Below are 13,304 nucleotides of genomic sequence, written 5' to 3'. Positions count from 1 at the left end.
TTACTCCTTGCCAATCGCGCTGGCAACCTGGGACGCTGGCGGTATCATCATCATATTGGCCAACTGCATAAACGGCAGATCCGTCAGGCTATCACCCATGGCCAGAATGATACCGTGCCGAATTTCCGAGCGTATGTCGATAAGGTGAGCCACAGCGGCGCGCTTTGAAATGCCTTGGGGCGTAAAGCTCAGATTATTACCATTGCGATGGTAGACAAACTGCTCACCCGCCAGGGTGCGTAGAAACCCTTCAAGGTCATCAAGCCAGGCTTCCTCGCCATTGGACTTGACGCAGAAATAGATCGGGCGCCCTTCTTCACGCACAATCCAGTGACGAAAACGCTCGACGGCATTGTGCTTGGCCGTCTCGGCGTTCAGTGCCTCAAGGCCCGCTTCAGCCTCGCCTGAAAGGCGGCTGATGTGGTGCGACCAGTCCCGTTCAATCTTGCCATCAGGCGAGAGAATCACCGCACCGTTAGACGCAATCTTCCAGCTATCAAACGGGATGCGACAGCGCGAGAGCGCTTCTGTCGAGCGTGCCGTTACCGGCACCAGGCAGGTGGCCTTGAGTAACCAGGCCGTCATTGCGGCCTGAGAAACCGTCATGTAGGAATGATGGCCATTGGTGGCCTCTGCCGCGAGGCGCGATGCGCAGACGGGTTCAGTCATCTTGCGCGCCGTCTGGAAGAGGGTATCGTCAAGGTCAGTAAACAGCACAGGGCGCTGGGCACTTTCGGGCAGCCCGGGTGGCGAAGCATCGGTGGGTGTCATGAAATAGCGCCTTCCCTGACCAAGTGTACCTGCTGATTTCCACCCACCACCCAAAATCGGCCCAGGGCCGACGTCAGCGCGTCGGGAATACCGGAGAGCCCGGTTTCGGTGAACACTATCACCTCGTCCCACTCCTCGGGGTCGACGTTATTGAGATACATGGTGATGCCGATGCCGTAATGGTCGGGAAACGTGATCTGCTGCTGGATCACCGGGCCTGGCAGCACGGGTGAACGGGTGGTGGAAATAAAACTTGCCGCATGGCCGTGGCGCTCCAGCTGTTCAGCCGCCAGAAACGGGTGCCAGACGTGTTCGCCGGTGCCAATCACCAGCACCCGCGACTGCGGGGCGAGCAAGGGGCACAGGTGGCGGTCGATATAGTCGGCCCAGGCGAGCCTGTCGGCCGCCATGGCAGCTGCACTCAGCCCACTTCGCGGCACTCCGAAGGCAGCGCTGGGGTCCGGTGCCCAGGGCGGGCAACCCGCCGCGCATGCTGGCGGAAGGCTGCGCACCTGGCTACCAGGAGCAGGAGACCAGGCATAGCGCCCCGAGAGCAGCGCTAACGCACTGACGGAAACGCCAGGCAGTGCTTGCTTGATGGTTTCTATACAGCCGCCATCCGACCAGTCCGTCAATGTGACCAGAACGATTTTCGACACAGCAACCCCAGCTTGATGAAGCGCTTCGACAAGCCCTTTAAAGGTGTTGCCAGTGGTCGTCTCATCATCCACCAGCACCAGGGTGACGTCTTCCGTGTCGGGAAGCACACCAGCCTGGGGCGGCAACACCATATGCTCAGCCGCGTGTGAGTGCTCTTCACGGGTATTCAGCCAGGGGCTGACGCCTTCCGGGCACAGCCGTGTAGTGGGCAGATAGCCCACTGCAAGGGTCGGGCGTTTGCGACACAGGCCATCAAAGACGCCCAGCCCGAGGCCAACGGCTGTTTCCGCATAGCTCATCACCAGCACCGGCCCGCTTCCCAGCGGTTCCAGCAGCTTTTCGGCCAGCTGATCCAGGGCGGCGCGATGGCGGGCAGCGCTGACCGGTATATGGCGGCCCAGCACGGTCGAGACAAACAGAAAGGCACGCTTGGGGTTCTGGCGCTCGGCGATCCGAAAAAGGGCCTCGCCCGTGCCGTCTCCCTCATGAGCGTCGATTTCAAGAGTCAGGGTGCCGGTACCCAACAGGTACTCAGTCATGATGAAGAATTATCATCAGACAGAAACTCATCCCGGGCGCGCTGGCTTTCGTCGTTATCGCGGCGCGCCATGCGCTCACGTTCCGCCTGGGCTTCGCGCTCAACCCGAGCGGCCTCGTTCGCCTCACGGCGGGCAGACAGAACACGACGAACCCGCCATGCCAGATAGCCAACGCCTGCCGCCAGTAGGGTCAGAAAGACGATGTTGAACAGCGGCAAGTGGCGATAGCCCGGTTCAACCTGCCAGATCTTGACCGCATTAGGGAACATCGAAAAGATTGGCAGGCGCCAGCCGTAATGGCGCACGGCGACCAGATTATCTTCGTCCTGAGCAATCGACCGGGCGCGGGTATGCAGGTTGGAGCTATCAAACTTGCCGTAAATAATGGCATCTTCATTGCGGTAGTTACGCGGCTCCCCTTGCTCTGTTTCCGTCAGCACGAAGTAGACGTCTGTGGTGCTGACGGAGTTGCCAGATTCGTTATCCGTACCGCTTTCCTGGGTATCTACCCGCTTGACGTCAGTGCCGATCAGGCGCACCACGTCCACCTGTGGCAAGGCATAATGCAGGGCAGCGCCGATGGCGATGACAATCACTCCAATCAGAGCGTATCCAAAGCGTTTCATCTATGATCTCCTGTTAACTCAGTGCTGAAAGTAGCGGCATGTTAAGGTTTGAATATTACTCGCCATGATGCCAGTTTTCGCATCAACGTTCTTCTCTATCAGATATCAATCGACGAACTAAGGGATAACGCCATGGTTACTACGCTGATCGCAGGGCAAAACGCTAAACTTGCTAATGAGCAATTCACCTTTCGCCTGATTGTCGGTAATGTGCAGAACGTGAGCCTCGACGCCTCAGCCATTCTGCTGGCCAACACGGGGAAGGTATCCAGTGATGATGATTTCATTTTCTTTAACCAGCCCACCCACCCCTCGGGTGCACTGATTCAACAGGAAGGCGCTACTTTTGCGGTTGATCTCAGCAAAGTCCCTGGCCACCTTGAACGTATCGCCTTTGTGCTGACCGCTGACCCTGGGCTGTCAGCGCTATCAGACGGTTACCGCTTTGAACTGACCGGGAGTACTGATCAGTTTGACTTTAGTGGCCAGGGTGCGGGGCGCCCCGAGAAATCCCTGATTGTCTGCGAGCTGTATCGTCGCAATGGTGACTGGAAGGTAAAAGCCGTTGATCAGGGCTTTGCAGGCGGCATGGCGCCTCTGGCTGAGCACTTTGGCGTTGAAGTCGAAGGGTCGCCCAATCAGTCACCACCCACTCCAGCAGCGGCCCCTACTCCACCCCCAAACCTCAGGAAAAATCCTCCGTTAATCTCAGCAAAATCACCCTGGACAAGAAAGGCGATACCATTTCGCTGGAGAAAAAGTCCGCTTCCTTTGGCAAAATCCATATCAATCTCAACTGGAACCAGACCGCAGGCACGGCCAAAAAAGGGTTGCTGGGCTCGTTGATGGGTAAACAGGGCGGTATCGATCTTGATCTTGGCTGCATGTTTGAATTCAAGGATGGGTCCAAGGGGATTGTTCAGGCCTTGGGCAAACACTTTGGCAACCTGGAACAGCCACCCTACATTTTCCTGGATGGCGATGACCGCACGGGGTCGATCAACCAGGGTGAGAACCTCTACATCAATGGCAAACAGTGGAGTGATATCAAACGCATCATGGTGTTTGCGTTCATTTATGAGGGCGTCGCCAACTGGGCTGAAACCAACGGCCGCGTGTCAATCCAGGCGCCTGATCAACCGGAAATTGAAATCCAGATGGATGCCAGCGGACGGAACGAGAATTTCTGTGTGATCGCCATGCTGGAAAACAAAAATGGCGATTTGAGCATCTCCAAGGAAGTCAATTACTTCAGCAGCCATAAGCCAGCCGACGAGCATTACGGGTTTGGCTTCCAGTGGAAAGCAGGCAGCAAGTAACCAGCCAGATACCACTGCCTCTGGGAAGCGCTTGAAAGACGTTGTGAACCAGTACCACGCCATTATGGTCCTGCTTTAGACGCTTTGTTTGCCTTTCCGGCCCCAGCCATAACAGGGTTCTGGGAAAGCGATGCCAGGTCCTCCGCTTGCCCTGCAAAACCTGCTTGGCGCATACTCATCTGTGGACACTGCGCTTATGGCGCTTGATAAAAAAACCTAGATGTGGAGTTCTGCTCATTATGCAACGCCGTCACTTTCTTAAAACCGCTGGCTTTGGCGCTGCGGGTATTGCCGCTGCGCCTTTTGTTTCAACTGCCAATGCCCAGGAAACAATCACCTGGGACATGGTGACCTCATGGCCGAAAAATTTCCCTGCCCTGGGGACTGGCGCCAATGAGTTTGCCGCACGCGTTGAGGCACTTTCCGGCGGGCGGATGCGTATCCGCGTTCACGGGGCGGGTGAGCTGGTGCCAGCGCTGGAAGTGTTTGATGCGGTGTCTGCGGGCACGGCTGAAATGGGCCATTCCGCTTCTTACTATTGGCGTGGCAAAGTCGCTGCTTCCCAGTTCTTTACAGCGGTGCCGTTTGGCATGAACACTCAGGAGACCAACGCCTGGCTGTATTACGGCGGTGGTCAGGAACTTTGGGACGAAATCTACGCCAAGCATAACCTTAAGCCGTTTGCGGTTGGTAACACCACGACGCAACCGGGCGGCTGGTTCAAGAAAGAAATTAACTCACTGGAAGATTTGCAGGGCGTTAAGCTGCGCCTGCCAGGGCTTGCCGGTGAAGCCATGAATCGCATTGGCGTGACGACAGTAACAATTGCCGGCGGTGAGATTTTTACTGCCATGCAGACCGGCGCCCTGGATGCCGCCGACTGGGTAAGCCCTTACAATGATCTGGCATTTGGCCTGCATCAGGTGGCCGATTACTACTACACCTCCGCCTGGAACGAGCCCAGTGCGGTGTTGGAAGGCACGGTTAATCTGGACGCCTGGAACGCCTTGCCGGATGACCTCAAAGCCGTGGTTGAGGAGGCTGCCCGCGCGTCTAACCTGTCAATGATCAGCGAATTCACCTACCGTAACGCTGAAGCTCTGGACACGCTGGTCAACGAGCATGACGTCAAGCTGCGCTCCTTCCCAGAAGACGTGATGCAGGCACTTTATGATGCCTCTCAGGAAGTAATTCGCGAACAGACCGAAAACGACGCAGACTCCAAGAAAGTCTATGATTCATACAGCGCCTTCCAGAAACTGGTGCGCCCTGTCACCGATAGCGGAGAATTTACCTACCTGAAAAACCGTGAACGTGTCAGCGGCTAATAGCGTCTTGGCGCTACCGCTATCCACGCCACCGCAAAGTGCGGTGGCGTTTTATTTATAGCAGTGAAAACAGTCAGATCGTATCGTGTACCGAGCGGATTCGGCCGTTGTCGTCCAGCGCTACCATCACAAAACGCGCTTCAGTGACTTTCTGGCGTTCATCCAGCCGCTGGCCATAAGGTGGACGTACCCACACCTCAACGTCTATTTTGAGAGAACTGTGGCCAATTTCTCGCACTTGAGTAAAGACACTCACCATTGAGCCCACCCGGACCGGGCTTAGAAAGTCCATGGCCTCGATCGCCACAGTGGCTGTACGGCCACCCGCCTCTCGGCCCGCTGCAAGCTCGGCGGCCTGATCCATCTGATTGACCAGCCAGCCTCCCGGAATATCACCATAGAAGTTGGTATCCTGGCGAGAAGCCAGTAGTTTCAGGGTAAGCTGGCCGGTGGGGGCCGGTGCATCATCCACGTCGTTATTTACCTGGTTATCCAAAAGAGTCATATAAACGTCGCTTTTTAGGGTTATTGTTTTCGCGCAGGGTATAAGGGGTCATGTTACTTTTACTACTCAAATCAATATTCAGATCAGCAGGCAAACAGCCAACTATTTGTTGCATCGCAATAATATAGCAGCAGTTAACCATATGAGGGCCTTTGTTTGAACAGCTGCGCGACATCTTTCGTATTTCTCCGCCGCTCAGGGTACGCCGGCTTACTGTGGGTGCTATTGCTATCAGCCTCAGCCAATACACTGGCATCGCCAGTCAGCGGCACCTTGAGCGCCGTTGGTTCAAATACCATGGCGGGCCTTATTCTGCGCTGGGGCGAGGCCTTGAGCCAACGTCACCCAGACATCAACCTCCAGTTTCAGGCCAGCGGCTCGGCCAATGCCCCTTCGGCACTGATAACGGGCACCACGCGGCTAGGACCGATGTCGCGCCAGATGACAGACACCGAGCGCCGAGCCTTTACGCAGCGTTATGGTTACCCACCATTGGAACTCAAGGTTGCCCGCGATGCCCTGGTGGTCATTGTGCACCGTCATAACCCGCTTGCCGAGCTGACACGCCAGCAGGTGGATGCCCTGTTTTCAACCACCCGCGAATGCGGTGCCAACGCCGCTATTAACCGCTGGCAGGAACTGCCCGCCACCCAGGATTGGCCGTTTGGCGCCATTGCCTTGCACGGGCGCAACAGCGCCTCCGGTACTTACGGCCTGTTTCAGCAAAGAGCCCTGTGCGGCGGCGAGTTTCGCCCCACGCTTAGCCAGCATCCTGGAGCTTCCGCCGTGGTCGCCGCGGTGGGTGAATCGCCAGGCAGCATCGGTTATGCAGGCTACCATCACCTGACGCCCAACGTTAAAGCCGTCAGCTTGATCAATGCCGAAGGCCAAGCCATCGCACTCAGTGAAAACAGCGTGCAAAGCGGTGACTATCCCCTCTCGCGCTACCTTTATCTGTATGTCAATGCGCCGCCTGAACAGCCCTTGCCTACGGCGGAAAAAGCCCTGCTAGACTTGATTTTTTCACCCGAAGGTCAGCAGATTGCCCGTTCAGCAGGCTTTGTACCGCTAAGCGAAACTGTCCGTCAACAGCAAGCCCACTGGTAACAGCTCTTGATTGACAGCCCGGCAAAATGTCATCTAAATGTCATAAAAAGTCTTACGCTATGTGCTAAGCCATGACAAGCGTCTAATCAACCACCTTCTGCGACCTCTGTCTGCACCATGCTATCACCATGACCCAGCCACCACGGCTTTCATCGTCAGCCCTCCGGACACTGCCTCAAGGTCCGCGCTGCCAGCGTCCTCATCGTCAACGCATGGATCGCCTTGCGACGACGGTGATTACTGCGGGTGCCTTTGCCGTACTGGCTGCCATCCTGGCCATTGGAGTCTTCTTGCTATGGGAAAGCCTCCCCATGCTGGTAATGGACGATATGGCGCTGTTCAACTCGCTTTCGCCACTGGTATGGGGAACATTAAAGGCCGCGTTGGCCGCCATGCTGTTTGCCCTGCCGATTGCGCTGGGTGCAGCTGTTTACACCGCCATGTATATGCCCGCTCGCCAGCGCACCCGCATCAAGCCGCTGTTGGAAATGATGGAAGCCATTCCTGGCGTGGTGATCGGTTTTATTGCCGGGCTGATACTCGCTCCCTGGGTGGAGCGGCACCTGACGTCCACACTGGTACTTCTAATCTGGTTGCCTGCTAGCGCCCTGTTGGCGGGCATTCTGTGGCATGCCTTACATAAGCGCTGGCGCCAGCGCCTGCCTTTCAGCAGCGCCGCCATCTGGCTGATCCCCTGGTTTGCGCTAATGGTCATTCTCGCGCTCTGGGCAGCGCCGCTGGTTGAGCAGTACCTGCTAGGCGAAGATTTACGCCGCTTTCTTGATTTGCAGCTGGGCATTAATTATGCCACACGCAACGCCATGATAGTCGGCGCAGCGATGGGCTTTGCCGTGATTCCCAGCGTCTATGCCCTGGCGGAAGACGCCCTTTCGGATGTTCCGCCTGCCCTGCTGGAAGGCGCCCAGGCGCTGGGGGCTGACCGCTGGCAGGCACTCTGGAAAGTCGCCCTGCCAGCTGCCGGGCCTGGGATATTTTCTGCGGTGATGATCGGCGCCGGGCGTGCCGTAGGTGAAACCATGATTGTATTGATGGCCAGCGGCAACACTGCTTTATTGAGCGCCAGTCCCTTTGAAGGCATGCGCTCCATGGCCGCCGCCATCGCCATAGAGATGCCGGAAGCAGCGCCTGGCAGCAGCACTTACCATATGCTGATCTTTGCCGCCTTGCTGCTGTTTGGCTTCACCTTTCTGGTCAATACCCTGGCTGAAACGGTTCGACTGCGCTTGCGTACCCGCCTGAAACGCATGGGAGGTAACGCATGAAACGCGTCTGGCCATGGCTGTGCGCTGCCAGTGTGGCGCTCTCACTATGTATGTTGGGGCTCTTGTTGGCCCTGTTACTGACCCGTGGTTTAGGCCACTTCTGGCCATCCACCCTGGAGGTGGTCACCCTGGATGCCGGCGAGGTGATTGCCGGAGAAGCCGTGCGTGAAACAGCGCTGCCCCAGGGTGACGGCAAAGAGCGGCTCTACTTTACCGCCAATCGGGATATCGACGGCGCCCGCTGGCGCTGGGTCGCAATAGGCAGCATAGCCTCACGCCAAACACCCTCGACGCTATTGCGCCTGCAGCGCAGCCCCTGGGGGATTTTATCGGCTACCTTTCTGCCTACGAAAACGGCCAGCAACGCCTGGACGGCGAAGCCGCCTGGCAGGCATTGGAGACTGCCCTGGCAGCCCCTGCCAATGCCCGCCCCCAGGCCACCCTGGTACTGGAAACGGCAGACGGTCAGGTCATTCGCCAGGCGCTGGCGGATATTCACCGCGCCCAGCGGCCCAACGCCATGCACCTTGGTGAAAAGCTGCGCTACTGGGCGCACGGGGTCTGGCAGTTTCTGAGTGAAGGGCCGCGAGCCGCTAATACCGGCGGGGGCGTCTGGCCAGCGATTTTTGGCACCGTGCTGATGGTGATTGTGATGTCAGTGATTGTCATGCCCTTTGGTGTACTGGCCGCGATTTATCTTAACGAGATTGCCCATCAGGGCCGCCTGACCCGGCTGGTAAGGATTGGCGTCCGCAACCTGGCGGGTGTGCCCTCGATTGTTTACGGCGTGTTCGGCCTGGGGGTGTTTGTTTACGGTATCGGCAGCTCGGTGGACCAATGGTTTTTTGAGGACACCCTGCCGTCTCCCACCTTTGGCACCGGCGGTTTGTTATGGGCATCCCTGACCCTGGCATTACTCACCTTGCCCGTGGTGATTGTCGCCACCGAAGAAGGTCTGGCACGCATTCCCGATAGCCAGCGCGAAGGCGCCGTTGCCCTGGGCGCGACCCGGCTGGAAACCTTGACCCGCATCGTACTGCCCATGGCTATGCCCGCCATGCTGACAGCGGTCATTCTGGCGGTAGCCCGCGCAGCAGGTGAAGTCGCCCCCTGATGCTGGTCGGCGTTGCCAAACTGGCCCCGCAGATGCCGCTGGATGGTGACTTCCCCTATCTGCACCTGGAACGCAAGTTCATGCATCTGGGCTATCATCTGTTTGATACTGCCTTTCACGGCGACGATGTTCAGGCGGCCATTCCGTTGGTCTACGCAACGGCGCTGTTACTGGTTACGATTGTGCTGGTGCTTAACCTAACTGCCATATTCTTGCGTCATTATCTAAGACGTCAGCGAGGTCAGTCATGTTAGCGTCCAATGAAAGCCTCAATGGCATGTCTCGCCAAGGCCAAAGCTGTTTGAGCATTGATGCCTTCAGCCTGGCCTACGCGGGCAAGCAGGCGCTGCACGAGCTGACGCTGGAGATACCGCGCCACCGAGTGACCGCCTTTATCGGCCCTTCAGGGTGTGGCAAATCAACATTGCTCAGGGCCATCAACCGTCTGCATGACCTCAACGATGAAGCCTCGCATAAAGGTCATATCATGGTGGAGGGCATTGACATTCATTCACCCGATATCGACGTGTCCGAATTGCGGCGGCGAATTGGCATGGTCTTTCAGACCCCGAACCCTTTTCCCATGTCGATTTATGAAAACGTGGCCTTCGGATTGCGTTTACAGGGCCGCATGACCAAACGCAAACGGGATGCATTATTGAATGGGCGCTCACCTCGGCAGCACTGTGGGACGAAGTCAAAGGTCGTCTGCATCAGTCGGCCTGGCAGCTGTCCGGCGGGCAGCAGCAACGCCTGGTCATTGCCCGTACCTTGGCCGTGCAGCCCGAGATCCTGCTGCTTGATGAACCCGCGTCAGCGCTTGACCCGGTGTCAACGCTGAAAATCGAGGAGCTGATCTGCAACTTGAAATCACAGCTGACCCTGGTATTGGTCACCCATAACATGCAGCAGGCCGCTCGGGTGTCCGATTTCACCGCGTTTTTAAGTCATGGTGAACTCATCGAATACGGCCCGACAGACCAGTTATTTACCAACCCACGCTTGCGCCATACTGAAAACTACATCACCGGGCGCATCAACTGACAGGAAGGTCGGTGACCCGATCCGGCACCTACTAACAATGTATTTCATCACCCCGCAACCGCCATCAGGAGCGCATTATGGAAATCAACAGCGAAAGCCATAGCCAACATATCTCACGTCAGTTCAACCAGGAGCTGGAGGAGCTGAAAACCCACTTGATGGCCATGGGTGGCCTGGTGGAAAAACAGGTCCAGGATGCCATTACGGCCCTGCTGGAAAATGACAGCAAGCTAGCCGGCAAGGTACGCGACAATGACCGTGAAGTGAACGATCTGCACCTGCAGATTGACGAAGAATGTACCCGCATACTGGCACGCCGCCAGCCTGCGGCCTCGGATCTGCGTCTGGTGCTTGCCGTCATTCGCGCCTCCTCTGACCTGGAGCGTATCGGCGATGAGGCCAGCAAGATTGCCCGCAACGCCATCTCGCTAAGCGAAAGCAACAATGTTATACGCGGGCTGGTGGAAGTGCGTCATATCAGTGAGCACGTGCGCAAGATGCTGCGCGATGCGCTAACGTCCTTTGCCCGCTTCGACCTTGAACTGGCCATTGAGGTGGTGCGCGAAGACGAACTGGTTGACGACGAGTACGGCAGCGCCATGCGCTCGCTGATTACCTTTATGGCCGAGGATGCCCGTTCGATTTCCTCAGTGCTGAGTGTCATGTGGATTCTGCGCGCACTCGAGCGGGTTGGCGACCATGCTGACAACCTGGCTGAACACGTCGTTTATCTGGTCAAGGGTCTGGATATCCGTCACAGCGACCCGGACACCCTGGAAGCGACCGTGCTTGATCGCAATTCCTGAGCCTTTAAGGCTAGACGGCTAGCACTTGCTGGCCAGTAAAGGTTGGCGACATAGAAATTGACAAAGTACAGGCTGACATAGAACCCTACGGGCTGCATCCAGATGCGGCCCGTTTTTGTATCGTTACCCTTGATAAGGAAACTATGAATGATCAATGCGTTAACCGCCATCACCCGGGGAACCCGCTGGGTCTATCAACCCGGCCTGCGGCGTTATATCTTCTTTCCGATTGTGGTCAACTTCATTGTTTACGCTGGGCTGATCAGCTTTGTATGGCAGCGCTTTAACGGCTGGCTAGCCTACTGGATGAGCCTGGTGCCCGGCTGGCTGGAATGGCTCTCCTGGTTGATCTGGCCGCTGTTTCTGATCAGCCTGATCGCGGTGGTGTTCTTTTCCTTTACCGTGGTCACCCACCTGATTGCCGCGCCTTTTTATGGCTTTCTGGCCGCCAAGGTTGAAACCCGAGCCACCGGCAAGGCGCCAATTGACGATCGTGGCCTGGCCCGCACGGCAATCGATACGCTCAAGCGTGAAATGCTCAAACTGGGGTATATTCTGCCTCGCATGCTGGTGTTGTTCGTCATCAGCTGGATACCCGTGGTCAATCTGCTGGCCCCGTTTTTATGGGCGCTGTTTTCAGCCTGGGTGCTAGCGATTACCTACCTGGATTACCCGATGGACAACAACAAGGTAAGTTTTGCTGATATGCGCTCGCGGCTCTCGGCCCGCTGGTGGCACAGCCTGAGCTATGGGGGGCTGGTGATGCTGCTGACCCTTGTGCCGCTGGCCAACCTGTTTTTGCTACCCGGCGCCGTCGCCGGCGCGGTGTTGATGTGGGATGGCCATTACCGCCAACCAACACCCTCTCGCTAAAAACTCACCACTCACCACTCACCACTCACCACTCACGATTCACCACTCACCAGCCTCGTCACAGGGAAGTGACAGCAAAAACGTGCCCCTTCCCCGGGTGTGAATCAATCTCCAGCTGAGCATCATGGCGCAGCAGCACGTGCTTGACGATTGCCAGACCCAGCCCCGTTCCCCCAGTGGCGGTGCTGCGGCCCTTATCAACGCGATAGAAGCGCTCAGTCAAACGCGGAATGTGTACCGGATCAATGCCGTCGCCATCGTCTTCCACCACAATATAAGCACCCTGGGCGTCGCAGACCCAGTGCAGGGTGATCTGGCTATCTTCTGGCGTGTAGCGCACGGCGTTGAAGGCCAGGTTGGAAATCGCGCTGCGCAGCTCCTGCTCGCTGCCCATCAGCTGCGCATTACTGCCAAGAACCAGATGGATATCATGCTGCTCTTTGGCCAGCGCCCGCGCATCATCAGCGACTTTATGCAGCAGGGCATCAATATCAATCGGTGCGTGATCGTCGCCGCCCTGATCAATTTCCAGGCGCGACAGCAGCAGAAGGTCATCGACCAGATTCTGCATCCGAGTGGTCTGGGCCTGCATCTGGCCAATACTGCGGCCCAGGCGTGGCGGCAGCTGCTCGGCCAGGTCGGAATAGGTTTCCAGATACCCGGCCAATACGGTGAGCGGCGTGCGCAGCTCGTGGGAGACGTTGGCAACAAAGTCGCGGCGCATCTGCTCAAGGCGATGCAAACGGGTAATATCGCGGGCCATTACCAGGCGTTCATCGTCACCGTAGAGGGTAATCTGGTATTGCAGGATGCGCCGCTCATCGATGGGCGAGGCCAGGGTCAGCGGTTCGCCATAGTCACGGGCGTTAAAGTAGCCCACAAAGCGCGGATCACGCAGCAGGTTGGTAATATGCTGGCCACGGTCCTGGGCGGTCTTCAAGCCCAGCATCTTGGCCGCGGCGCTGTTCCACCACTCAAGGTCGCCATGGCTATCGAGCATCACCACGCTGTCGCGCATGGCTTCTGAGGACTCCTGAATGCGCCCCAGGGTGGCGCGCAAGCGGTTCTGGGTGATCCGCTGGCCTTTCTGGTAGCGATACAGCCGATCAAACAGCTCGCCCCAAAGGCCTACGGCAGCGGGCGGTTCATCATGGGGGTGCAGCGTCAGCCATCGGTACAGGGCACGCAACTGGTAAAGATGGTAGCCAAGGCAAGCCGCCAAGCCCAGCGCCAGCCCGAAGCCTGCGCTGCCGACAATCGCCCCCAGCACACAACCCAGGGCACTTAACCAGAGTACACGCCATATTTCACGGCTCCACAGACGCACCC

At 57.5% G+C, this 13,304-nt stretch carries 11 protein-coding genes and 3 pseudogenes; 9 read left to right on the top strand and 5 right to left on the bottom strand.

Annotated features, from left to right (window positions below; translation table 11 throughout):
- From HLB35_RS13770 to HLB35_RS13760, 3 genes are read right to left on the bottom strand one after another with little or no spacing between them, the layout of a single operon-like run.
- Positions 1-771 carry an HAD hydrolase family protein gene (locus tag HLB35_RS13770; protein ID WP_171703021.1) on the bottom strand — a complete coding sequence of 257 codons (771 nt, stop codon included), beginning with the start codon at positions 769-771 and terminating at the stop codon, positions 1-3.
- Positions 768-1,970, bottom strand: coding sequence for a phosphoribosyltransferase domain-containing protein (locus tag HLB35_RS13765; RefSeq protein WP_171703020.1), 1,203 nt, complete (start codon positions 1,968-1,970; stop codon positions 768-770). The genes HLB35_RS13770 and HLB35_RS13765 overlap by 4 nt, the downstream gene beginning before the upstream one ends.
- The gene (locus HLB35_RS13760) at positions 1,967-2,596 is read right to left on the bottom strand and encodes a DUF1523 family protein (RefSeq protein ID WP_171703019.1); all 630 of its coding nucleotides are present in this window, start codon (positions 2,594-2,596) and stop codon (positions 1,967-1,969) included. The genes HLB35_RS13765 and HLB35_RS13760 overlap by 4 nt, the downstream gene beginning before the upstream one ends.
- A gap of 132 nt (positions 2,597-2,728) precedes the next feature.
- Here HLB35_RS13760 and HLB35_RS13755 point away from each other — a divergent pair, with 132 nt between their 5' ends.
- From HLB35_RS13755 to HLB35_RS13745, 3 genes are all read left to right on the top strand, one after another.
- Positions 2,729-3,442, top strand: a complete 714-nt coding sequence (locus tag HLB35_RS13755; RefSeq protein ID WP_171703018.1) for a TerD family protein — start codon at positions 2,729-2,731, stop codon at positions 3,440-3,442.
- On the top strand, positions 3,442-3,915 hold the full coding sequence (locus tag HLB35_RS13750; protein WP_171703017.1) for a hypothetical protein: 474 nt from the start codon (positions 3,442-3,444) through the stop codon (positions 3,913-3,915). The genes HLB35_RS13755 and HLB35_RS13750 overlap by 1 nt, the downstream gene beginning before the upstream one ends.
- Before the next feature lie 239 nt (positions 3,916-4,154).
- On the top strand, positions 4,155-5,243 hold the full coding sequence (locus tag HLB35_RS13745) for a TRAP transporter substrate-binding protein (RefSeq protein WP_171703016.1): 1,089 nt from the start codon (positions 4,155-4,157) through the stop codon (positions 5,241-5,243).
- 73 nt (positions 5,244-5,316) lie between these two features.
- On the opposite strand, the gene HLB35_RS13740 is transcribed toward HLB35_RS13745, so the two are convergent.
- Positions 5,317-5,748, bottom strand: a complete 432-nt coding sequence (locus HLB35_RS13740) for an acyl-CoA thioesterase (RefSeq protein ID WP_171703015.1) — start codon at positions 5,746-5,748, stop codon at positions 5,317-5,319.
- A gap of 219 nt (positions 5,749-5,967) precedes the next feature.
- Here HLB35_RS13740 and HLB35_RS13735 point away from each other — a divergent pair, with 219 nt between their 5' ends.
- The 6 genes and pseudogenes from HLB35_RS13735 (at position 5,968) to cysZ (ending at position 11,975) form a co-directional block, all read left to right on the top strand.
- Positions 5,968-6,855: a PstS family phosphate ABC transporter substrate-binding protein gene (locus HLB35_RS13735; RefSeq protein WP_328731983.1), complete on the top strand. Its 888-nt coding sequence runs from the start codon at positions 5,968-5,970 to the stop codon at positions 6,853-6,855.
- A 128-nt stretch (positions 6,856-6,983) separates the two neighbouring features.
- Positions 6,984-8,138, top strand: a complete 1,155-nt coding sequence (locus HLB35_RS13730) for an ABC transporter permease subunit (protein ID WP_171703014.1) — start codon at positions 6,984-6,986, stop codon at positions 8,136-8,138.
- Positions 8,135-9,506 (top strand): annotated as a pseudogene (pstA, locus tag HLB35_RS13725) (phosphate ABC transporter permease PstA). The gene HLB35_RS13730 and the pseudogene pstA overlap by 4 nt, the downstream one beginning before the upstream one ends.
- A gap of 23 nt (positions 9,507-9,529) precedes the next feature.
- Positions 9,530-10,296, top strand: a pseudogene (gene pstB, locus HLB35_RS13720) (phosphate ABC transporter ATP-binding protein PstB).
- A gap of 77 nt (positions 10,297-10,373) precedes the next feature.
- On the top strand, positions 10,374-11,102 hold the full coding sequence (phoU, locus tag HLB35_RS13715) for a phosphate signaling complex protein PhoU (protein ID WP_171703013.1): 729 nt from the start codon (positions 10,374-10,376) through the stop codon (positions 11,100-11,102).
- 147 nt (positions 11,103-11,249) lie between these two features.
- Positions 11,250-11,975, top strand: a complete 726-nt coding sequence (cysZ, locus tag HLB35_RS13710; RefSeq protein ID WP_171703012.1) for a sulfate transporter CysZ — start codon at positions 11,250-11,252, stop codon at positions 11,973-11,975.
- Between the two features lie 32 nt (positions 11,976-12,007).
- On the opposite strand, the pseudogene phoR reads toward cysZ, so the two are convergent.
- A pseudogene (gene phoR / locus HLB35_RS13705) lies at positions 12,008-13,302 on the bottom strand (phosphate regulon sensor histidine kinase PhoR).
- Positions 13,303-13,304 lie beyond the last annotated feature (2 nt).

It is taken from the genome of Vreelandella azerica, from assembly GCF_013112225.1.
GTDB classification, from domain to species: Bacteria; Pseudomonadota; Gammaproteobacteria; order Pseudomonadales; family Halomonadaceae; genus Vreelandella; species Vreelandella azerica.
This window is presented reverse-complemented; position numbering and strand designations above follow the sequence as displayed.

Coding starts and splice junctions, on each gene's coding strand:
- HLB35_RS13770 (WP_171703021.1), bottom strand. CDS start 771: ATGACACCCACCGATGCTTCGCCACCCGGGCTGCCCGAAAGTGCCCAG.
- HLB35_RS13765 (WP_171703020.1), bottom strand. CDS start 1,970: ATGACTGAGTACCTGTTGGGTACCGGCACCCTGACTCTTGAAATCGAC.
- HLB35_RS13760 (WP_171703019.1), bottom strand. CDS start 2,596: ATGAAACGCTTTGGATACGCTCTGATTGGAGTGATTGTCATCGCCATC.
- HLB35_RS13755 (WP_171703018.1), top strand. CDS start 2,729: ATGGTTACTACGCTGATCGCAGGGCAAAACGCTAAACTTGCTAATGAG.
- HLB35_RS13750 (WP_171703017.1), top strand. CDS start 3,442: ATGGGTAAACAGGGCGGTATCGATCTTGATCTTGGCTGCATGTTTGAA.
- HLB35_RS13745 (WP_171703016.1), top strand. CDS start 4,155: ATGCAACGCCGTCACTTTCTTAAAACCGCTGGCTTTGGCGCTGCGGGT.
- HLB35_RS13740 (WP_171703015.1), bottom strand. CDS start 5,748: ATGACTCTTTTGGATAACCAGGTAAATAACGACGTGGATGATGCACCG.
- HLB35_RS13730 (WP_171703014.1), top strand. CDS start 6,984: ATGACCCAGCCACCACGGCTTTCATCGTCAGCCCTCCGGACACTGCCT.
- phoU (WP_171703013.1), top strand. CDS start 10,374: ATGGAAATCAACAGCGAAAGCCATAGCCAACATATCTCACGTCAGTTC.
- cysZ (WP_171703012.1), top strand. CDS start 11,250: ATGATCAATGCGTTAACCGCCATCACCCGGGGAACCCGCTGGGTCTAT.